Origin of the sequence: Halobiforma nitratireducens JCM 10879 (genome assembly GCF_000337895.1) — an archaeon.
Classification (GTDB): Archaea; Halobacteriota; Halobacteria; order Halobacteriales; family Natrialbaceae; genus Natronobacterium; species Natronobacterium nitratireducens.
This window is the reverse complement of sequence record NZ_AOMA01000024.1, coordinates 17,281-37,236: the sequence shown is the minus strand read 5'-3', so window position 1 is coordinate 37,236 and position 19,956 is coordinate 17,281. Positions and strand designations below refer to the sequence as shown.

Sequence of the window (19,956 nt, the reverse complement as noted above, 5' to 3'; positions counted from 1 at the left end):
CGGCGACTCGAGCGGTTCCGAAAGTCGTCGTCAGCAGCCGATTTCCTCACCGATCTCGAGTGCGAGGGCTCGGTGGTCGTCGACCTCGTCGCCGACGAAAACCGAGTGGTACAGTTCCGTTTCACCGTCCTCACAGCGCCAATCGAGTTCCGTTCCTTCGGGGGTATCGGCGATCGTTCCTTCGGTGTCTCCGACCTGTACGTCGTCGCCGTCGGCCAGGAGCAAGCCCGGCCCGTCGCTCGTCGTTACCAGGACGGTCGTTCCGTTCCCACGATACGCCAGCTGTGCATGCTCCCGGTTCTCGTCGGGGTACTCGTCGGTCCTGACTGTATCGAGCGCTACGGTCTCTGGCAACGTCTCGGCTGGGGGTTCTGCGATCGGGAACGGGACGGCGTCGTCGGCCTCGTCGATCGTCTCGTGGTAGGTGATCGACGGGAAGGAGACGTCGATGACGTCTTCGTCTCCACCCTCGCTCTCCCCGTCACCGTCGCCTCCCTCCGTTCCGTTCGGCTCCTCACTCGGCGGCTCGAACGCGAACCGGTCGTCAGGAATCCCCGGCTCGAACTCGAGGTCACTGTAGGTCGTCTCGAGGGCGACCCCGTCTCCCGCGACGCGGTGTTTGATTGGGAACAGGTGCTGCTCGTCGACCCAGACCTCGACGGTCTCGGCGGTTCGGTCGCCGGCCGTGAGTTCGTCTTCGCTATCGCCGTCTCGTTCGATCGGGATCACGTACTCCGTCTCGCCGATCAGCACGCTCACCGAGCGGTCGATCGGTTCGTCGGCGGGCGGGTCGAACGCCACGCGGTACGCGTCCCGACCCTCGATGGTCGTCTCCTCGAACTCCTCGAGTTCGTATCGGTCGACGTACTCTTCCTGCTGGGCGTACACCCCGTCGAGGAACGACGGTGCGTCGGGATCGAGCTCCATTCGGTGGACGGCGTTGGTTTCGTGGTCGTACTGCCATCGCTGTTGGCCGTCGCTGACCACGAGCGGTCGAGCGTCGTCACCACCCGGCTCGATCCGGAGCGCGCCGTCGGTGCGGAACTGCACGTCCTCGACGGAGGTCGTCGTCTCGCCGTCGATCTCGTGGCGCACCTCGAGGGTCGCATCGATCTCGTCGGGCGGTTCGACGTCGGCGAGACGATCCGCTAACTCGCGGGGCTCGTCCGCGGTCGGGATCGCAACGCAGCCGGCAACAAGCACCGCGAGTACGAGGACGAGAAGTGGGAGGGCGAGTCGTCTCCGATCGAAGGTCGGGGACATGTGTGCCGAGTAACCGGTCGAGACCTATGAGAACACCGGTCGGTCACGGAGCGGGAACTGTTCGAAAAACTGGTTACTCGGGGCGGGCTACCACTCGAACCGTTCGGAATCGCCGGCCGCAAGCGCCGTCCGCACCGCGGCAACGTTCTCGGGCACGTCGTGAACCCTGACGATATCGGCCCCCCGATCGGCCGCGATCGCCGTCGCCGCGACCGTCGCCTCGCGGCGGTCGCCGGCGTCGCGGTCGACGTGGCCGAACATCGATTTGTGGGAGTGGCCGATCAGGATCGGACAGTCGAGTGCGCGGAGCTCGTCCGTTCGGCCGAGCAACTCGAAGCTTTCGCGGGGCGATTTGCCGAATCCGAGTCCGGGATCGACGACGACGTTCTCGCGGTCGAGTCCCGCCTTCTCGGCCAGCAGAATCCGTTCGGCGAGTTGGTCGATGACGTCCTCGACGACATCGTCGTAGGTGACGTCTCGGTCCGGTACTACGGGTGTGTCGATGCTGTGCATCACGACCAGACCCGCATCGTGGTCGGCGGCGACGAACCGCATTTCGGGGTCCTCGAGCCCGGAGACATCGTTGACGATGTCCGCGCCGGCCTCGAGGGCGGCGTCGGCGACAGCGGCTTTGCGGGTGTCGATCGAAACGTGGACATCGAGACCGAGTTCGCGGATTCGTTCGATCACGGGGACGACGCGATCGATCTCCTCCTCGATCGGGACGGGATCAGCGCCAGGGCGGGTCGATTCCCCGCCCACGTCGATCACGTCCGCACCGGCTTCGACCATTCCCTCGGCGCGAGCGACTGCGTCCTCGAGGGCGTCGTACTCGCCGCCGTCGTGGAAGCTGTCGGGCGTGACGTTCAAGATGCCCATGATGGCAGTGCGGTCGTGCCAGGGCCAGCGGTCGGTCGTCGCCGCTTCGTCAGTGCCGGTCGGTGTCCCGCGATCGACGGTGTCCGCTGGTGATGTCGATGTCGACTCCGACCTTGAGCCTGACCCTGACCCCGACTCTGACTCTGACTCTGACTCTGACTCTGATCCCACCACTATCCCCGACGAGTCAGCCTCGAGATCGAGCGTCGACCGCAGTTCGCGGCCGACGTCCGTGACGCCGTCCGGGCCCGAGTCAGCCTCGATCGACTCGAGCAGGGCCTCGAACTGTGCGAGGGTTCCCATCAGGACGGCGTCGACTCGCTCGTCGTCGTTCCCGGGACTGTGACCGTGGCCGGAGAGCGCACAGTCCCCGCCCAGTCGAAGCAGTTCCTCTTTGAGATGCTGGGCCTGCCGGTACCCCAGGTTCGTCTTCACGACGCGGTGGACGGCGTTGTCAGCCGTTCGCGCGGCCGACTCGTCGGGAACGTTCGCGTCCGCGAGCGTCTCACGGGCGTCCTCGAGGTCCCGAATTCGCTTGGGAACGCCGTCGACGGTCCACCGCGAGCGTGCCTCGGCGACCGCAAACAGTGACCCGGCGACCAGCACGCAGTCGTCGGCTTCGGCAGTTTCGAGCGCCGCCGCGAGGGCGTCCTGTACCGACGCCTCGGTCGCTACCTCTTCGGCCCCGGTATTCTCGAAGACGCGGGCGAGAACCTCCCGATCTTCGGCGCGGTCGAGAGGCGGTTCGGCCGCGAAGACAGTCGCCGGCGTCGGCAAAGCCTCGGCCATCGATCGATGGTCCTTGTCGTGCATCGCGCCGACGACCAGCAGGAGGTCGTCGTAGTCGTACGTCGCGAGCGTCTCCGCGACGGTTTCGCAGGCACCAGGGTTGTGCGCGCCGTCGAGGACGACGAGCGGCTCGGTATCCATCACTTCGAACCGGCCCGGCCAGTGGGCGCTCCGAAGCCCGCGGGCGAGGTCTGTCGTCGAAACGTCGGCGACCTGCCGGGCCAACGTCGCCGCGATACCCGCGTTTTCGGCCTGGTGAGTGCCGGGAAGCGGGATACGGGTCTCGAGGTCCCAGTCGTCGGCGGCGATAGAGACGGCGGCTTCGGTGTGGTTCCGGCGGCCGTCGTAGGAGACGCAGACGTCTGGGTGCTCGGGTTCGGTTGCCCCGTTGCTGTCGCTGTCGCTGTCGCCATCGCTCCCTCCATCAGCGTCACGACCGACCGTCACCACTTCCCCCGCGACCGACCGGATCGTCTCGAGCGGGTCCCCCGTGACGCCGGTGACCAACGGCGCGGCGTCGGGCGCGACGTGAGCCTTGTCCGCCGCGATCTCGGTCTCGGTCTCGCCGATGATCCCCGTGTGCTCGAGCGTGACGCTGGTCACCGCGCTTGCGACCGGATCGACGACGCTGGTAGCGTCGTAGCGGCCGCCGATGCCGACCTCGAGGACGGCCACGTCCACGTCCGACCGACCGAAGTGCCACAGCGCCATGCCGGTCATCACCTCGAAGAAAGTCGGCGACTCGCCGTCGGCGGCCCGCTCGGTCACGTACTCCTGGACCGCTTCGACGTACGCCGTCACCGCGGAGCGCGGAATCTTGCGCCCGTCGACTCGGATGCGCTCGCGCAGGTCCTCGAGGTGTGGGGACGTATAGAGTCCGACGGAGAGCCCCGCCTCTCGAAGGGTACGCTCGAGCATTCGGGCCGTACTCCCCTTGCCGTTCGAGCCGGCAACCTGGACGAAATCGACGCCCTCGTGGGGGTTCTCGAGGTGGGCGAGCAACCGTGCGGTCGACTCCGTCCCCGGTTTCGGGCGGAACCGCCGCAGACCGAAGCAAAAGTCCGCCGCCTCGTGATACTCCATATCCGAACCAGCCTGTCCGACCGCTTTAGGGTGTCGGAGTCGGGTTCCCTCGACCCCCTACGCGGGCTCACGCGGCCCGTTCGTCGGTCGCTCCGTCGTCGAGACCGCCGAGACGTTGCCTGGCAGTTCGCTCGAGCAACCAGACGAGGGCCAGAACGACCGCATACGGCCCCAACAGGAGAATGTGGACGGGGCTGTCCGTCGTGACGAAGACCTCGAATACCAGGAGAGAGGGGACGACAGCAAAGAGCGCGAGCGGGAGCAGTGTGCCGTCCTCGAACAGCGCCACGAACGGTACCGCGGTGACGGCGGCGGCGAACCCGAAGACGATCGGGACGAGCAGCGACGGCCGGATGCCCGAGCGGACGACCAGAAGCGACGTTCCGACGCCGACGATGGCCGCGGTCCCGAGGACGATGGCGTACCGGTCGGCCCGCTCGAGCGGTCGATCGGGGAGGTTCCGCAGTCTCCCGTCGGCGATTCCGTACTGTCGTCGAACACCGAACTCCGCGGCGGCGACTACCGCCGCGAGCGCGAGCCAGACGTACCAGGTGTTCGCGTAACTGCCGATGTGGGTCGGTCCGTCGACGATTACCGCTCCACCCTGTGTCCCCCACTCGGGCATCGGTGACGTGAACTCGAGGGAAACGGTGCCCGCGACGAGGGCGACGAATCCGGCCGCCGGTGCGAACAATCGGGTGTAGACCGCGAGGGCGAGCGGAACGAAGCCGACGGCAAACGCACCGAAAGCCAGCACCGCTGTCGCGGTCGCCGACTCGAGGGCGGGGTAGTCGGCGCGAGCGTACAGCGCGAGCACGACCGCGGCGTTGGCGACACCACCGGTGACCCCGGCAGCGATCGAAGCAAGGGGGAGGCGGGGACGGGACGAGACCATACGCGAAGCATGGATCGTCCGACCACATGTAACTAGCCCTTCACGAAGGGACACGAAGGTGGGGGGCTTCCGTGGGTCGCGAGGCAAGTGCGGGTGAACTGCCCCGGTGTCAAGTGGCTCGAAAGACGGCATCTCTCGTCATCGAGCGAGAGCAAGGATTTCGCGGCCCTCGCGAATTCTGGCGCGACTCCGTCCCGCTGGCCTCGCGGGAGCTTCGCTCCCGCCTAGCTCCGAGTCGGTCAGTCACGGATATTTCGATTTCCGTACGGTCACGAGCCGCCGCGCTGGTCTGTTTCACCTGTCTATCTGCGTCCGTGTTCGTGTCCGTGTCCGTGTCTACGTCCACGCCCGTGTCTACGTCCACGCCCGTGTCTACGTCCACGGCCGTCCACGTTCGCTCCCACGATCACTCGAGCGAGGAGTTCGCCGCCGCATCGCCGGGGTTTCGTGACGGTTCCGATCCCGACCCCGGCCCCGATCCCGACTCCGGCGACTCCCGGGTCACCTCGAGGAACGCGTCCTCGAGACTGCGCGCGTCACCGGTCTCCGCGCGGGACTTCAGTGTTTCCGGTTCCCCCTCGGCGACCAGTTCGCCGTCGTGGAGGACGCCGATCTCATCGGCCAGTTCGTCGACGACCGGCAGAATGTGCGTCGAGAGGAAGATCGTCATCTCTTGATCGGCGAGGTCGGCGATCGTATCCCGCATCGTTCGCGCGGCGCGGGGATCGAGCCCGCTCGTCGGCTCGTCGAGGAAGGCGACGGCCGGTTCGTGGAGGACCGCCTGAATGACGCCGACTTTCTGACGCATCCCTTTCGAGTACTCCCCGATGCGTTTGTCGGCGTCGGACAGCAGATCGAACCGTTCTAGCAGCGATTCGATACGCCCGTCGACCTCGTCTTCCGGGAGGTCACGCAGCCCCGCGGCGTACTCGAGTTGTTCGCGGCCGCTGAGTTCGTCGTAGACGGGCGGTTCTTCGGGGAGGTAGCCGATGTGGGGGGTGACTGCCTCCCGGTCGGCGATCGAGTGGCCGGCCACGCGAGCCGTTCCCGACGTGGGCCGGGTCAGCGTCGTCAACATGCGCATCGTCGTCGTCTTTCCCGCGCCGTTGGGGCCGAGGAAACCGTAGACGGTTCCACGCTCGACCTCGAGATCGAGCCCCTTGACGGCGGTCGTCTCGCCGTATCGCTTCGTCAGTCCGGCCGTTTCGATAGCGAGGGCGTCGGGTTGGGCGGCGGTCATACGGTCCGTTTCGATCCCCAGTAGTTAAAGGCGTTACTTCGCTGTCAAGAGCGGCGACTGTCCCATCGTCGCTCGAGGAATCTACCTGCTCACGGTTTTCCTCGAGTTAGTGACAGCGATCCAAAACGTTTACTGCCGTCGTGACGCGCTATCGGGTATGCAACCGGTCCCCGAACGTCCCCTTTCGCGCCGACTCGCTGGCGGTGATCGGCGGTGAACGGCCCCGCTGTCGCCGTCGCTCGTACGGAGTGTCGCCGCACGCTCCGAACCGTCGCCGGCGATCGAACGAAGCTGCTGGTGCTGGTCGCGATTGCGCTCCTGGCACTCGGGCCGATCACGGCGGTCGCGCTCTTCCTGTTGCCCGCACTCGGCGAGAGCGTCGCTGCCGGCGAGTTCGACGCTGCGGACATCGCCTTCGCGACCGACGTCGCGACCGGCGGCGTGGCACTCGTGTGGTTGTTCCTGGTACTGATGGCTGCGATCCGAACGGTGACGACGACCGCGAACGTCGACGAACCGGCCTGTCTCCTGCTCTCGACGCGGCTCCGAAACGTCGTCGTCGGCGTAGTCACCGCCGAAATCCTCCTCTTTGCACCCTGGTTCCTGCTCCCCGCGACTGTCGTTGCCGCCGCGTTCGCCGCCGGTGCCGGGACCGTCCTGCCGGTTCTCGTCGCGCCGGTACTCACGCTCGTCTTGCTGGTCGCTGCAGTCCCCGTCGGTTTCCTCCTCGGGCTCTGGTTTCGGCACCTGATCATCGTCTACGAACCCATCGCCCGGTTTCGAACGCCGCTGCTTGCCGGGCTCGCGTTCGCGTACTTCGGCTCGATCGCGACTGGCTGGTTCGACGTACTCACCGCCGAACTGTTCGCGTTGCTCGGCGACGGACCGCTCGGCTGGCCCGGACATCTGCTCTTGCTCGCCGTCCCGAACGTGAGCGCCTCGAGTCTCACCGCGGTCGCCGCCGTAATCGCCGCGCCGGCCGTCGGCGCGCTCGCCATCGCCGCGGCCGTCCCCTCCGCACGCATCCACTGGTTCGCCGACCCAGCCCGCACCGGCGATAGCACCGTCTCACGGTCCGATTCGTCCTCGAGTCGGCTCGAGCGTGGCCTCTCACGCACCGTCTCACGACCGGCCGGGACCGTGGCGCTGACGGCGATCCGTCGGACGCGACGCGCACCGATCCGGCTCGCGTACGCGGCCTACCCGTTGTTCGGCGCGCTGTTTTTCGTCCAGGACGTGATCCAGGCCGGCCACCTCCCCTCCTACGTGGCCGTCCTGTTTTGTCTGTACGTCGTCTGGGGAACCGGCGTCCTCTTTACGCTCAACCCGCTTGGCGATCTCGGTCAGGCGTTGCCCGCGGTCCTCACGTCGACGATCTCCGGCCGAGACGCGATCCGCGGCCGGATACTCGCCGGAACGGTCGTCGGTGTCCCCCTCGCAGTCGTCGTCGCCTTCGGTGCAGGCGTTGCGAGCCCGCTCTCGGCGGGGGCGACTACGGCGTTGCTCGTCGGAGCCGTAGTCGGGGCCGTCGCTGCGCCCGCGCTGGCGGTCGGGATCGGTTCCGCGTTTCCCCGGTTCGGCAGCGTCAAAGTGACGAACAACCGCGAGGCGGTGATGCCGAGCAAGTCTGCGTTCGTAGTCTACACGTCGGGAATCGTCTTCCCGGCCGGTGCGGCCGGCATCCTCTATACCGACACGGCGGGAGCGATCGCCGAGATTTCGGCCGCCCTACTCGCGGCGACGCCGTTGCCGACGGCCGCCGCGGCGTCCGCCGACGGGATCGAAACCGCCGCGTGGGTGGTCCTCCTCGTCGGCCTCGCGGCACCGCCCGTCGCGTACAAGTACGCGGTCGAACGGTTCGACTGGTACGCCCTCGAGTAAACCAGAACACGATCACCGCCCGGTCGCGTCGGCCGGCCACATCGATCAGTCGAAGACATCGATTACGTCGCCGGTCCCCTTCCCGGACGTGTAGTAGTAGTAGCCGTCGTCCTCGCTAAGTGCCCCCCAATCGTGCCAGCTTCCTTCGTAGTTGCGGACCGTCTCCCAGCCGAGCTATCTTGATTCAGCGAGAGAATCCCGCCGTTCACGGCGGGCGTGAATCGCGTAAGCCCGGTGCGACAGTCTACTCGGAGTTCAGGATAGACGGAGAGAACACACAGGAAACGGTCGATCGATCGCGACCGACCCAGAGTCGAGCGTCTCGCTGTCGATTCAGGTTACTCGTTGCCGTCGCCGCCCCAGGTCGCGATGCGTTTCGGACGGTCGCTCACGCAGTCGACCTCGAGGTTCCCGCCGAAGCTCTCGAGAGCTTCGACGTAGGCCTGGGCGGCGGCTTCCGTCGAGAGGTACGGAATCTCCTCTTCGACAGCCATCTCGAGCGAGTCACGGTCGCGACTGACCACGAAGTCGACTTTGCCTTCGCGGATCGCCTGTGGCACGTCGTCGAACTCCGCGACATCGAAGTGGTCCTCGAAGCCGTCGACGTCTAGGTCCACGACCGCCGTTCCCTCGCTGATCGCGTTGTGGGCGGCCTGCTGGGCTTTCCAGTAGGCCGTGCCGAAGTCGCTTGCCGTCCCCATCACTTCGCCGGTGGACTTCATCTCGGGGCCGAGACGCGGGTCCGAGCCCGGCAGGCGGTCGAACGGGAGGACGACCTCCTTGATCGAGGTGTGTTCCGGAATCTGCTCTTGCGCTCCGAGACTGTGCAGCGTCTCGCCGGCCATGACTTTCGCCGCGAGTTTCGCGATCGGAATGCCGGTCGCCTTCGAGACGAACGGAACGGTACGCGAGGAGCGTGGGTTGGCCTCGAGCACATAGACTTCGCCGTCACGAACGGCGAGTTGGACGTTCAACAGCCCCTTCGTCTTCAGGGCCGCGGCGATGTCCTCGGTGACCTCGCGGACGCGCTCGAGGGTATCCTCGTCGAGCGAGCGTGGCGGGATCATACAGGCCGAGTCGCCGGAGTGGACGCCCGCGCTTTCGATGTGTTCCATGATGCCACCGATCAGCGTCGAACGACCGTCGGCGACGGCGTCGACGTCGAGTTCGATCGCGTCCTCGAGGAAGTCGTCGACCAGGATCGGTTTCTCCGGGGAGACACGGACGGCCTCTTCGATGTAGGTCTCGAGTTCCTCGTCGTCGTAGACGACATCCATCGCGCGGCCACCGAGCACGTAGGAGGGGCGAACGAGCACGGGGTAGCCGATCTCGTGGGCGAGTTCGAGGGCTTGCTCTTTCGAGAAGGCCGTCCCACCGTCGGGCTGGGCGATTCCCAGTTCGTCCATCAGGGCGTTGAACCGGTCACGGTCCTCCGCGAGGTCCATGGCCTCGACGCTGGTACCCATGATCTCACAGTCGAGGCCGCGACGGTCGAGTTCCTCCTCGAGCGGCTCGCCGACGTTGACCGACGTCTGGCCGCCGAACTGAACCATCACGCCGTCCGCGCCGGTCGCTTCGGCGACGTCGGCGACCTCTTCGGCGGTGATGGGTTCGAAGAACAGCCCGTCGGAGGTATCGTAGTCGGTCGAGACCGTCTCGGGGTTGTTGTTGATCACGTGGGCGTCGATGCCGAGTTCGCGAAGCGCGCGGACCGCGTGGACCGAACAGTAGTCGAACTCCACACCCTGCCCGATGCGGATCGGGCCGCCGCCGACGACGATCACGCTCTCTACGTCGGGGTCGACCTCGAGTTCGCCCGCGACGGCGTCGTCCTCGAGAGGCCCGGACTCGAACTCGTTTTTGCGTGCGGAGTAGTAGTACGGCGTCTCGGCTTCGAACTCGCCGGCACAGGTATCGACCTGCTTGTACGAGCGCCCGGGGACCTCCTGTTCGACGGTCTCGACGTCGGTGCCGGCCGCCGAAGCGATCGCGGCGTTCGTGTAGCCGGCGATCGCGGCTTCGGTGAAGTCGCCTTCCTGAGCCGCGCGGGTCGACTCCGCGATGCGCCTGTAGCGTTCGGTGTACCACTCGAAGATACCCGTCAGTTCGACGACCTCCTCGGTGGTGTAGCCGCGGTCGAACGCCTCGAACATCGCGTACGGGCGATCCGGAGAGGGACGCTCGAGATACTGTGTCTCGAGTTCCTCGTCGCTTACCTCCTCCCAGTCGACGCTGGGTTCGTACTCCGAGGAACGCAGCGCCTTCAGCAGCGACTCCTCGAAGCTTCGTCCGATAGCCATCGCCTCGCCCGTCGACTTCATCGCCGTCGTCAGCTCGAAGTCGACGTCGTCGAACTTGTCTTTGGGCCACCGGGGGACCTTCGTAACCACGTAGTCGATCGCAGGCTCGAAGGCGGCGGTCGTCTCGCCGGTAATTTCGTTCTCGATCTCGTGGAGGCGCTTGCCCAAGGCGACCTTCGCGGTCACGCGGGCGATCGGGTAGCCTGTCGCTTTCGAGGCGAGTGCGGAGGAACGGGAGACGCGGGGATTGACCTCGACGACGCGGTACTCGCCGCCCGGCGTGCCGTCGTCGCGCCAGGCGAACTGGATGTTACAGCCGCCCTGGATGCCGAGTTCGCGGATGACCTCGAGCGCTGCCGTGCGCATCTCCTGGTGGCCCTCGTCGGGGACGATCTGGGAGGGCGTGACGACCGTTGACTCCCCCGTATGGATGCCCATCGGGTCGATGTTCTCCATGTTGCAGATGATGATACAGGAGTCGTCGGCGTCGCGCATGACTTCGTACTCGTACTCGACCCAGCCAGCGATGGACTCGGTGATGAGAACTTCGCTGTTCCGGGAGAGACGAAGACCTTTGCGGACGCGCTGAAGGAGTTCGTCGAACTCGTGGACGACGCCGGACCCGGAGCCACCGAGCGTGTAGGTAGTGCGGGCGATGACCGGCAGGCCGCCGACCTCGTCGACGGCAGCCTGGACGCGTTCCTCGAGGTCTTCCTCGGTCAGTTCCGAGACCGACTCGCCCTCCTCGAGCGAGATGGTCGTCGAGCCCGGGACGGGCTGACCGATCTTCTCCATACGCTGGCGGAAGAGGTCCCGGTCCTCGGTCGCGTAGATCGTATCGAGCGGCGTCCCCATGATCTCGACGTCGTGTTCCTCGAGAACGCCTTCCTCGGCGAGTTCGGCGGTGACGTTCAGGCCTGTCTGACCGCCAAGGCCGGCGATAACGCCGTCAGGGCTCTCTTCCCGGATGATCTCGGCGATGGCGTCGGTCGTGATCGGCTCGATGTAGACTTCGTCTGCCATCTCCGGGTCCGTCATGATCGTCGCGGGGTTCGAGTTGACCAGCACGACCTCCGCGCCCTCCTCCTGAAGTGCGCGACAGGCCTGTGCCCCCGAGTAGTCGAACTCCGCGGCCTGCCCGATCTGGATCGGTCCGCTGCCGATAAGCAGGATCTTGCGCCCGTCCCCTGCGGCGTCGTCTGTCTCCGTACTCATTGGTCTTGTTCGTCCGGAGTTCGCACATCGTAATAAGGGCCACGATACAATACGAATCTCGAAATCGGATTTCGAATTTCGAACCGAAGGGGGTCGATGGGTGGTTCGGGGCCGCTGTCTGCCCCGAGGACGGTTCGTTGTCGGAACGGCCCTCGAGCAGCCGTCTCGCCGCTCGGTCGATAGCCGTCGGACGGCCGCCCTACGGGAGCGCGTAGCCAGTGGCCGTTGTCGCTTCTCGCGTCGATTTCGATCGGCCAGTTTCGAACCCTCGTGAATCGTCGTTTGATGGAGAAACCCTCGCGGGGAGGATATCAAGGTCTCTCCGAATCGGCCACTGCGTATCTCGAAGGGAGACCTCGATGCAAGCGAACTCGATCGAAACAGTGAGTCCCGCGAACGTCCAGAGAACGTCACCTTTCGGGGAATCCCACCCCTTTAGCGGTGGGTGGCGGTCGATGTATACGCCGAACTACCACCACTTTCGCGAAAGGGTCGATGGAAATCGCGAAGGGAGGCCAGGCGTACGAGAAAGAAACTCCGAGACTACCCGTCCGTCTCGCGCTCGGCGATCAGTGCCTCGGTATCCGTCGCGTCCGCGCTCGCGTACAGTCGGTCGACATCGCCGACCGCCTCGGTGTCGAACTCGAGGTCGCCGACAGTCGCGGTCTCGTTTACGGCTGGGATGTCGGCGGTACCGACGACCTCGCCGTCGGCCACGACGCGGAGTTCGAAAGCGTCGCCGGCCCCGTCCCCGGGCTCGATAGCGATCGTGTGCCCGTCGACCCTGACTTCGGCCTCGATCGGCTCCGAGGCGAACGACCGGACCGCCTCCCCGCCATCGGCGTCGACGGCGTCGGCCCCGGTCTCGAGATCGACCGCGTAGCTGCTTTCGTTTCCGATCACGTCCCAGCCGCTTCGGGAGACGGCGACGGTCTCCTGCCAGCCGATGCCGCCGACGACGACCGTCGCCTCGCGGTCGTGCTCGAGGAGCGAGTCCCGGACGCCGACGGTCCAGATTTCGCGGTCGTCATTGACGACGATCACGCCGCTCTGTTGGGTGGCGAAGGGATCGTCGGCCGCATCCTCGAGTTCGTCGGGTTCGGAATCGTCCTCTTCGTCGTCATCCAACTCGGGATCGGGGATCGGGCCGGGATCGATCACCGGCGTCTGTCCGGCGGTCGCGTTCTGTTCGTAGGTGACGGCGTAGCCGCCGACTTCGACCTCACCGTCGCCCGGAACCGCGTCGTCCCCGACCACGAGGAGGTTCAGCGGAACGCTCGGAGCGACGACGACGACCGTAAACGCGAGGAGACACCCGACCGCAACACCTCGGCGGGAGACCGGACTCGAGAGCCAGCGATCCGGGACGACCGCCGGCAGCGCCGGCAGGGCGAGGAGCGCGACCACCACCGCGAGCGGCGCGATCGTCAACACGGGCGAGAAATCGTCGAGGAACGCGCCGACGATTCCCACGAGGAAGACGACCGCGAGGACGAGCAGCCAACCCCTGGCGAGCTGTTCCCGACTAGGGACCCGTCGCGACAGCCGCGAGAACGTCGGCGGGATCGGCCGGTCACTCCCGGCGACCGCGACGGTCGTCGCGACTGCGAGCGCGAGCAGCATGACGATCCCGGCCCCCTGGTAGAGATAAAAGACGTCGTCGCCGGTGAGCACGAGCAGCCACAGCGACTGGGCCATCCCGAACAGCACGACGCCGACGAACACACGGTCACCGGCCGGCGATCGCCCCCGTCGGCGGAGCAACGCGATGCCGACGAGAACCCCGAGCAGGAACCCGAGGAGGTGCGCCTGGAAGCCAACGCCTGCCCAGCCCGGTGGGCTCGGCGGCCCGACCTCGAGAGTTTCCCGGACGACGGGCTGGGTCAGTGCCTGGTATAGCGTCTGGAGCGCAGTGGTGACGACGACGGCGACGACCGTCGTCAGCGGATAGCTCACGACCGCAAAGCCGGCGATAGCGAAGACGGCCCCGGAGAACCCGAGTCCCGGGCCGAGCGCGAAGACGGCCGTCAGGACGGCAGCGACGAGCAGGGCTGCCGGGAAGACGACGACGGCGCGGACCCAGGGGCGGGCGAGCAGACTGGTCCCTTCGCCGTCGGCCGCGACGTTCGATCCGCCATCGGTTCGTGTTCGCCGATCGCTCGAGGGCGGGTAGTGCCCCCAGGCGTACTCCGCGATCGGAGCCAACGCGAGCGTCCCTGCGGTGTTCGAGGCCAGATGACCCGGCGTTCCGTGGGCGAACCCCGCCGTGAACAGGCCGGTAGGGTAGAAGTACGACCAGGTGATAAACGGGAGCGTCAGCGGTTCGCTCCAGCTCCGTACTCCACCCTGTACGACGGCATAGAACGCGACCAGAATCGCGACGGTAACCAGCGTCCCCCACGGGACACCGTAGAGGAGACGGTCCTCGACCAGTGCTACCCACCTTCCTCTCCCTTCCGCGTACCAGAGATACCCCAGTGCGACGAGGAGAGAGACCACCAGCGCGATCCGAGTCGGCGCGAACTCGAGCGGCATCGTCGGTTAGTTTCGATCCGAGTGACAAAGGTCTGGTCACCCGTTCCGACTGGTAGACCGTGTCGTGTCTCGTGGACTGTCGACCGCACTCGCCGAACGCGATCAGACCGGGCCGTCGTGTGCGCTCTCGAAATCCCGCTGGCGTCGGTACTGCTCGACGAACTCGCTTACGTCGAACTCGAGCATTTGGGATTCGAACTCGGTGATCGCAGCGTCGTCGTCGGCGTGGCTGATCGCGTGTTCCATCAGCTCGACGACGAGTTCGACGACGATTTCGTGGAGTCGACGCGAGTCGAACTCGAAGACCCACAGCATCGCATAGCCGACCGCACCGTCGTCGCTGCCGTCGTAGATAGCCGTCTTCTCGGGGAACTCCTCCATGGCGACGCCCATCAGGTGGGGCGTGCCGAACCGGTCGAACTCGTCGTCCGTCTCGATCGTCTCTTCGAGGACGGCGACGAGCGACTCGGGGAAGAACCGCGACGGCGGGTGCGCGTCGGTGACGACGGCGTGAGCGTCCCCACACGGACACTCGTAGTCGCGCATGCCGAGGCCGATGTCGTGTGGATCGAGGGTCTTCCCGCAGGGGAGTTCGACGGTCCGCTCGGGGTCGGAACCCGGTACGCGGGGGTTTGCCATTGCTCACGGTATGGCCGGCCGAGTCATAAGGGCGACGACTCCTCACCGCCTGGCTCTCATCCGGTGTACTGTGGTCAATTACCGCCGAGCGCCGACCCCGTGCTGGCGACCGGCGGTAACTAGTTACAGCAATCCGTCTCACTCCCGGTAGCCGTAGCCGCGGGCGAACAGCTTCGTCACGTAGCTCAACACGAGCAGCGTGACGACCAGCGCGCCGAGGGCGTAGGGCTGGAAGCCGTAGATCACTTCGCGAACGGCGTAGCCGATGACCAACAGCCCCATCAACAGCGCCGTGCCGCCGGCCCACCGGGAGACGTACTCTGGGTCGACCCCGCTGTCCTCGTCGTAGTTGGCATGGAGGTCCGCCCGCCCGCGGATCGCGATGAGATAGCCGAGATAGAGGATCGCGAGCCCACAGAGAAACCAGACCGCGCCGCTGACGTAGTTGGGGTCGACCATCCGTCCGAGAGTGTCGGGGCAGCGACCGAATAAGTCCGACGATCGCGTCCGTCTCACCCCTCGAGAACCGGTAGTTCTCGGGGGCTTCCATTAGGGAATCCGACGTTTTCGTATACAAAAGATATTTTCCCGTCGGAGCAAAACACTCTCCCATGAGTACCCAGGCGACGGAAGATCGCATCCTCGAAGTTCTCGAAGAGGATGCCCAGGCTTCGTACGCCGAGATCGCCGAACGGGCCGGCGTCTCGAAGCCAACAGTTCGTAAGTACATCAATCAACTCGAGGACGAAGGCGTCATCGTCGGCTACTCGGCCGAGATCGACCCGAAGAAACTCTCGAGTCAGACGATCGCGCTGGTGGGGCTGGATGTCGCCAGCGAACGCTACGTCGAAGCGACGAAGACGCTGAAAGACCTCGAGGAGATCGAGGCACTGTACAGTTCCAGCGGCGACCACATGCTGATGGCCGAAGTGCGTGCCGAAGACGGCGACGAACTCGGCGAGTTCATTTCGGAGGAACTGCTCGAGATCGAGGGGGTTACTGCGGCGCATCCGTCGTTCCTTCAGGAGCGACTCAAGTGACCTCCCACGGGGAAGTACGAAGATCGGGAACCGTTCGCTCGGACCTCGTCTTATCGTCGTTCCTCGAGTTCGACGACCGCAGTCACGTTCACTGACAGCCAGGTCGTGAGTCGATCCCCAGTGCCACAGGATCGTGGCGTGATCGTACACCGATCGGGTTCGTCCTCGTATCGGACGACGATCGATTCGAGCCCGGATCGATCCTGTCTGTTGTCCCCTCTGTCCTCACAGAATCGGGAGCGGACAGGAGTGTCGGACTGCGATCGGGAGTGGGAACGAATGCGGTCAGTATCGTCTCCGCTCGAGAAGTCAGTCATAGCTCTGTCTGTGGCCTCGTCCGACGATCTCACGGAAACACACAAAATCGCTGCTAGTTGCAGTACGGAGCGATACTGATCGGTTCGGATACATCAGTATTGCTGCTGTGTCCGGTCGGAATACCCACTTCCGACCGATTCGTCGCCCTCTTCGTTCCACTGGTTCACCTCGGCACACAGCCCGTCTCTGATCGAGACGGAACCAGAGCCACTTCGTCCCTCGAGCGACCGCCCTCTCGAGTGTGTCGGCCCCGGTGACTGTCGACTGTACAGCCTACGAGGAGTTACCGGCCGCCTGGAGGCCAGCACTTTCGTCGTTCGTCGAAACGTCGGACGGCCGGCGCTGGTAGCAGTTACAGGTGCTCGAGTAACTCCTCGAGCGAGTCGATCTCGAGGTAGCCGTCGACCGACGGCTCGAGCGTCTCGTTGTGCGGTCGTCGGAGCAGAACCGGGGTGAGTCCCGCGTTCTGGGCAGCGAGCAGATCAGTCTCGCGGTCGCCGACGTAAATGCCGCTGTCGAGGCCGAGAGCGTCCAGGGCCATCTCGATGTAGTACGGCTCCGGTTTCCGTCGCCGGAATCCTTCGACGCCGAGATCGCGGCCACGGACGAACGAAAACGCCTCGAGGTCGAAATGGTCGACGACGAACGAGACCGTCGGATCGTAGTTGTTGCTCACGAGTCCGACCGGGTGCCCTCGCTCGAGTTCGTCGAGCACGTCGAGAACGTCGACATCGTCGTAGAGTCCGCGAGTACCGTCCCTGATGCGGTCGATCGACCGCTTGGCACTGTACTCCTCGCGGAGCGCGTAGAACTCCGCCGGCTCGAGGCCGAGTTCCTGACAGGCCCTCGCGAACGTTTCGGTGTACTCGTCGGTCTCCAGTGGAAACAGCGACTCGAGGGGGACTTCAGGGTCGAGATCGAAATCGAGATCGTCGACTGCATCGCGGAACGCGCGGGCGTGTACGTCGGGATCGGTTCCGTCCCCCTCGAGGATAACGCCGTCCATGTCGAACAGTAGTGCCTGTTTGCCGTCCGATTCGATCGTCGGTTCACTCGTCGTCTTTCCCGTTGGTCTCGTTGTCATCGGTGTGAATCGTGTGTACTGTCTACTGGTGCTTTCAGCCGGGACAGCCGCAACCGGCTTCGTCGTCCGTTGTCTCAGTGATCTCGTTCGTCGCGTCGGGATCACCGCCCGTCGTGGCGGCGCTTGAGTCGTCGGTAGCCACTGCACCGTCCTGGCCGTTCGAAGTCACTGTCCGGCCGGGTTCCGTGGCTGGTTCGTCCGCGGGGTCGTTCTGTCGGGCGCTGCCCCACTCTGTCACTCCGCACGCGAGTGCGGAGCCGATCGTCGCAATCACTGTTCGTCTCGAGGTGGGTCGGCCGATCGACGCCATGATCAACGCACCATCGCTCGAGTCCGGGCGGAGATCGTCTCGCTCAGGAGGACGATGCCGAGGATAGCGATCAGTATCGTCAGAACGGCCGACCATCGGAACGCGTCGACAGAGTTGAACAGCTGGACGCCGATCCCGCCGGCACCGACCGCGCCGAGGATCGTCGCGCTACGGACGTTGATGTCCCACCGATAGACGCCGATCCCGACGAGTGCGGGCTTGATCTGGGGGATGACGCTGTAGAGCAGGACCTGGGACGAAGAGGCTCCGGTCGCACGGATCGCCTCGACCTGATCGAACCCGATCTCTTCGATCTCTTCGCCGAGCAGTTTGGCGACGAATCCGACCGATCGGACGGCAATCGCGACCATCCCGGCGAACGCGCCGGGGCCGAACATGACGACGAACACCATCGCCCAGATAACGACGTGAACCGATCGGGAGACAGTGACGATCAGCTTGCCGATCGCGTACGTAATCCGGTTGGGCGTCGTGTTTTCGGCTGCCAGAAAGGCGACTGGGACCGACACAGTGAGGGCAATGATCGTCCCAACGACGGCGATATGTACCGTCTCGAGCAGCGGCACGACGATTTCGGGCGCATACCCCCAGTCCGGCGGGAACATCCGGACCGCGAGGTCCAGTAGTTCGGCTGGCGCTGTTCGGATGTACTGGACATCGAGCCCCATGTGGAGCCACGAGACGACGACTGTTCCCATGGCCACGAGAAACGCAGCGACCCGTTTCATTCGCTCTCGGGATTCGAAGCGTCGCCAGCGAGGACCGGAGTTCGTGGCCATCACTGAACCCTCCGTCGAACGTACGCGCTGAACAGTTCGCCAGCGAGGACGACGGCGATGATAGCGAGCAGGATCAGCGCTGCGAAGTCGTACTCGTACCGTTCGAACGATCGCAACAGCAACGTCCCGATGCCACCAGCGCCGACGATTCCGATGATAGTAGACGAGCGGATGTTGATGTCCCAGCGGTAGACGGTCAAGCCGACGAATCGCGGCGCGACCTGCGGGACGACCGCGTAGACGAGCGCCTGGAAACGCGAGGCACCGGTAGCGTCGATCGCCGCTTTCGCCCCCATGTCGATGTCCTCGATATCCTCGGCGAACAGCTTCGAAAAGAAGCCGATCGTCAAATAGCTGATCGCGACGATACCGGCCAGCGGCCCGACCCCGACGGCTTTCACCGCGATGATGGCGACGATGAGTTCGTCGATCGCCCGCGTGATGCTAATGATCCCTCGACTGAGATAGTAGATCGGTCGGGGCGCAATGTTCTCTGCAGCACCGAACGCGATCGGGAGCGAGATCAACACGCCGGTAAACGTCGCGACGAACGCCATCGCGATCGTCTCCCCCATGTAGCCGACGACCCGATCGACGTTTTCGCTCGCCGTGTTCGGCGGCACCATCGCCTCGAGGAGCAATAGGCCGTTGTTCACGCCGGTGAGCAGCCGTCCGAGGCTAACGTCCGCCAGCAGGGAGACGAGCGACCAGAGGACGAACAACGTCGCTCCGACGTAAACGGCCCACTTTACACGATGATTCCCGAACGCAGTCGGCCGCCGCCAGGTACGATCCGGCGGAAGCTCCGAGTGTCCCTCTTCTGTCGCCATCTCAGTCCCCCGTGATTGTGGATTTGTCGGTGGGTTCTGTCTCGCCGGTGACGGTGTCGGAGCCCTCGACGTAGTTGCTCGAGGACTCGCCTGCGAGCGCTTTGCCGCGGTAGATGACGTCTTTCGCGTTCTCGTCGAGGTCCGTCGTCGGGCCATCGAAGACGAGTTCCCCCTCGTGCAAGCCGAGAATGCGATCGGCGTACTCGACGGCCAGGTGGACTTCGTGGATGTTGATCAGGACGGGAATGTTCCGTTCGGCTGCGATCTCGGTGAGCAGCTCCATCACGGCGTGTGAGGTGTCCGGATCGAGGCTGCTGGTCGGTTCGTCGGCGAGCAGGATTTTCGGTTCCTGGACGACAGCACGGGCGATCCCGACGCGCTGGCGTTGCCCACCGGACAGTTCGTCCGCGCGTTTGTTCTCCATCCCACCGAGACCGACCGTCTCGAGGATATCGTAGGCCATTTCGACGTCTTCCTGGGGGAAGTTCCGACGCAAGGCCGCCCAGTTCGAGACGTAGCCGAGTCGGCCGGAGAGTACGTTCTCCATGACGGTGAGCCGTTCGACGAGGTTGTACTCCTGAAAGACCATCCCGACGTTTCGCCGTGCAGTTTTCATCTCGCCGCTGTCGAGTGCGGTGAGTTCAGTTCCGTCGAGGGTGACTTCGCCTTCGGTCGGCTCGGTCAATCGGTTGATACACCGGATGAACGTCGACTTTCCGGCACCGCTCGGTCCGATCATCGCGACGATCTCGTTCCCCTCGATAGTGGTCGAGACGCCGGTTAGCGCTTCGTCGCCGGTCGGGTACACCTTCCGTAAGTTCGTAACTTCGAGCATTGATAGAGATGGACGTGTGA

16 protein-coding genes are annotated in these 19,956 nt (G+C 65.1%); 2 read left to right on the top strand and 14 right to left on the bottom strand.

The genetic code is table 11. The features are described from left to right. Positions 1 to 30 precede the first annotated feature (30 nt). The 4 genes from C446_RS02815 to C446_RS02800 form a co-directional block, all read right to left on the bottom strand. Positions 31 to 1,263 (bottom strand): LolA family protein, encoded by a 1,233-nt coding sequence (locus tag C446_RS02815; RefSeq protein ID WP_006671543.1) that lies wholly within the window; start codon positions 1,261 to 1,263, stop codon positions 31 to 33. 87 nt (positions 1,264 to 1,350) lie between these two features. After that, positions 1,351 to 4,014 (bottom strand): dihydropteroate synthase, encoded by a 2,664-nt coding sequence (gene folP, locus C446_RS02810; RefSeq protein ID WP_006671542.1) that lies wholly within the window; start codon positions 4,012 to 4,014, stop codon positions 1,351 to 1,353. Positions 4,015 to 4,081: 67 nt separating this feature from the next. Next, positions 4,082 to 4,909, bottom strand: coding sequence for a hypothetical protein (locus C446_RS02805; protein ID WP_006671541.1), 828 nt, complete (start codon positions 4,907 to 4,909; stop codon positions 4,082 to 4,084). 406 nt (positions 4,910 to 5,315) lie between these two features. Next, positions 5,316 to 6,149 carry an ABC transporter ATP-binding protein gene (locus C446_RS02800; RefSeq protein ID WP_006671540.1) on the bottom strand — a complete coding sequence of 278 codons (834 nt, stop codon included), beginning with the start codon at positions 6,147 to 6,149 and terminating at the stop codon, positions 5,316 to 5,318. A gap of 213 nt (positions 6,150 to 6,362) precedes the next feature. Here C446_RS02800 and C446_RS02795 point away from each other — a divergent pair, with 213 nt between their 5' ends. Further along, positions 6,363 to 8,030, top strand: coding sequence for a hypothetical protein (locus tag C446_RS02795; RefSeq protein WP_006671539.1), 1,668 nt, complete (start codon positions 6,363 to 6,365; stop codon positions 8,028 to 8,030). A gap of 338 nt (positions 8,031 to 8,368) precedes the next feature. On the opposite strand, the gene carB is transcribed toward C446_RS02795, so the two are convergent. The 4 genes from carB to C446_RS02775 all read right to left on the bottom strand — a co-directional run bounded on the left by carB (position 8,369) and on the right by C446_RS02775 (position 15,178). Beyond that, a complete protein-coding gene (gene carB / locus C446_RS02790; protein ID WP_006671538.1) occupies positions 8,369 to 11,545 on the bottom strand; it encodes a carbamoyl-phosphate synthase large subunit in 3,177 nt (1,058 codons plus the stop codon). A gap of 543 nt (positions 11,546 to 12,088) precedes the next feature. After that, on the bottom strand, positions 12,089 to 14,080 hold the full coding sequence (locus C446_RS02785) for a rhomboid family intramembrane serine protease (protein ID WP_006671537.1): 1,992 nt from the start codon (positions 14,078 to 14,080) through the stop codon (positions 12,089 to 12,091). Positions 14,081 to 14,182: 102 nt separating this feature from the next. Then, on the bottom strand, positions 14,183 to 14,719 hold the full coding sequence (locus tag C446_RS02780) for a DUF5815 family protein (protein ID WP_006671536.1): 537 nt from the start codon (positions 14,717 to 14,719) through the stop codon (positions 14,183 to 14,185). Positions 14,720 to 14,857: 138 nt separating this feature from the next. After that, positions 14,858 to 15,178, bottom strand: a complete 321-nt coding sequence (locus C446_RS02775; protein WP_006671535.1) for a hypothetical protein — start codon at positions 15,176 to 15,178, stop codon at positions 14,858 to 14,860. Positions 15,179 to 15,330: 152 nt separating this feature from the next. On the opposite strand from C446_RS02775, the gene lrpA1 reads away from it, so the two are divergent. After that, positions 15,331 to 15,759: an HTH-type transcriptional regulator LrpA1 gene (gene lrpA1, locus C446_RS02770; RefSeq protein WP_006671534.1), complete on the top strand. Its 429-nt coding sequence runs from the start codon at positions 15,331 to 15,333 to the stop codon at positions 15,757 to 15,759. Positions 15,760 to 15,809: 50 nt separating this feature from the next. Here the strand turns inward: lrpA1 and C446_RS02765 are convergent, their stop codons facing one another. The 6 genes from C446_RS02765 to phnC form a co-directional block, all read right to left on the bottom strand. After that, a complete protein-coding gene (locus tag C446_RS02765) occupies positions 15,810 to 16,076 on the bottom strand; it encodes a DUF7511 domain-containing protein (RefSeq protein WP_006671533.1) in 267 nt (88 codons plus the stop codon). Positions 16,077 to 16,429: 353 nt separating this feature from the next. Further along, positions 16,430 to 17,161 carry an HAD family hydrolase gene (locus tag C446_RS02760; protein WP_006671532.1) on the bottom strand — a complete coding sequence of 244 codons (732 nt, stop codon included), beginning with the start codon at positions 17,159 to 17,161 and terminating at the stop codon, positions 16,430 to 16,432. 34 nt (positions 17,162 to 17,195) lie between these two features. After that, a complete protein-coding gene (locus tag C446_RS02755) occupies positions 17,196 to 17,435 on the bottom strand; it encodes a hypothetical protein (protein ID WP_239639445.1) in 240 nt (79 codons plus the stop codon). 38 nt (positions 17,436 to 17,473) lie between these two features. Then, a complete protein-coding gene (gene phnE, locus C446_RS02750) occupies positions 17,474 to 18,271 on the bottom strand; it encodes a phosphonate ABC transporter, permease protein PhnE (RefSeq protein WP_006671530.1) in 798 nt (265 codons plus the stop codon). Then, positions 18,271 to 19,101 carry a phosphonate ABC transporter, permease protein PhnE gene (gene phnE, locus C446_RS02745; RefSeq protein ID WP_006671529.1) on the bottom strand — a complete coding sequence of 277 codons (831 nt, stop codon included), beginning with the start codon at positions 19,099 to 19,101 and terminating at the stop codon, positions 18,271 to 18,273. Before phnE (C446_RS02745) ends, phnE (C446_RS02750) begins: the two co-directional genes overlap by 1 nt. A gap of 1 nt (position 19,102) precedes the next feature. Continuing rightward, entirely contained in the window at positions 19,103 to 19,936 is an 834-nt protein-coding gene (gene phnC / locus C446_RS02740; RefSeq protein ID WP_006671528.1) for a phosphonate ABC transporter ATP-binding protein, read from the bottom strand. Between the last annotated feature and the right edge of the window lie 20 nt (positions 19,937 to 19,956).

Coding starts and splice junctions, on each gene's coding strand:
- C446_RS02815 (WP_006671543.1), bottom strand. CDS start 1,263: ATGTCCCCGACCTTCGATCGGAGACGACTCGCCCTCCCACTTCTCGTC.
- folP (WP_006671542.1), bottom strand. CDS start 4,014: ATGGAGTATCACGAGGCGGCGGACTTTTGCTTCGGTCTGCGGCGGTTC.
- C446_RS02805 (WP_006671541.1), bottom strand. CDS start 4,909: ATGGTCTCGTCCCGTCCCCGCCTCCCCCTTGCTTCGATCGCTGCCGGG.
- C446_RS02800 (WP_006671540.1), bottom strand. CDS start 6,149: ATGACCGCCGCCCAACCCGACGCCCTCGCTATCGAAACGGCCGGACTG.
- carB (WP_006671538.1), bottom strand. CDS start 11,545: ATGAGTACGGAGACAGACGACGCCGCAGGGGACGGGCGCAAGATCCTG.
- C446_RS02785 (WP_006671537.1), bottom strand. CDS start 14,080: ATGCCGCTCGAGTTCGCGCCGACTCGGATCGCGCTGGTGGTCTCTCTC.
- C446_RS02780 (WP_006671536.1), bottom strand. CDS start 14,719: ATGGCAAACCCCCGCGTACCGGGTTCCGACCCCGAGCGGACCGTCGAA.
- C446_RS02775 (WP_006671535.1), bottom strand. CDS start 15,178: ATGGTCGACCCCAACTACGTCAGCGGCGCGGTCTGGTTTCTCTGTGGG.
- lrpA1 (WP_006671534.1), top strand. CDS start 15,331: ATGAGTACCCAGGCGACGGAAGATCGCATCCTCGAAGTTCTCGAAGAG.
- C446_RS02765 (WP_006671533.1), bottom strand. CDS start 16,076: ATGACTGACTTCTCGAGCGGAGACGATACTGACCGCATTCGTTCCCAC.
- C446_RS02760 (WP_006671532.1), bottom strand. CDS start 17,161: ATGACAACGAGACCAACGGGAAAGACGACGAGTGAACCGACGATCGAA.
- phnE (WP_006671530.1), bottom strand. CDS start 18,271: ATGGCCACGAACTCCGGTCCTCGCTGGCGACGCTTCGAATCCCGAGAG.
- phnE (WP_006671529.1), bottom strand. CDS start 19,101: ATGGCGACAGAAGAGGGACACTCGGAGCTTCCGCCGGATCGTACCTGG.
- phnC (WP_006671528.1), bottom strand. CDS start 19,936: ATGCTCGAAGTTACGAACTTACGGAAGGTGTACCCGACCGGCGACGAA.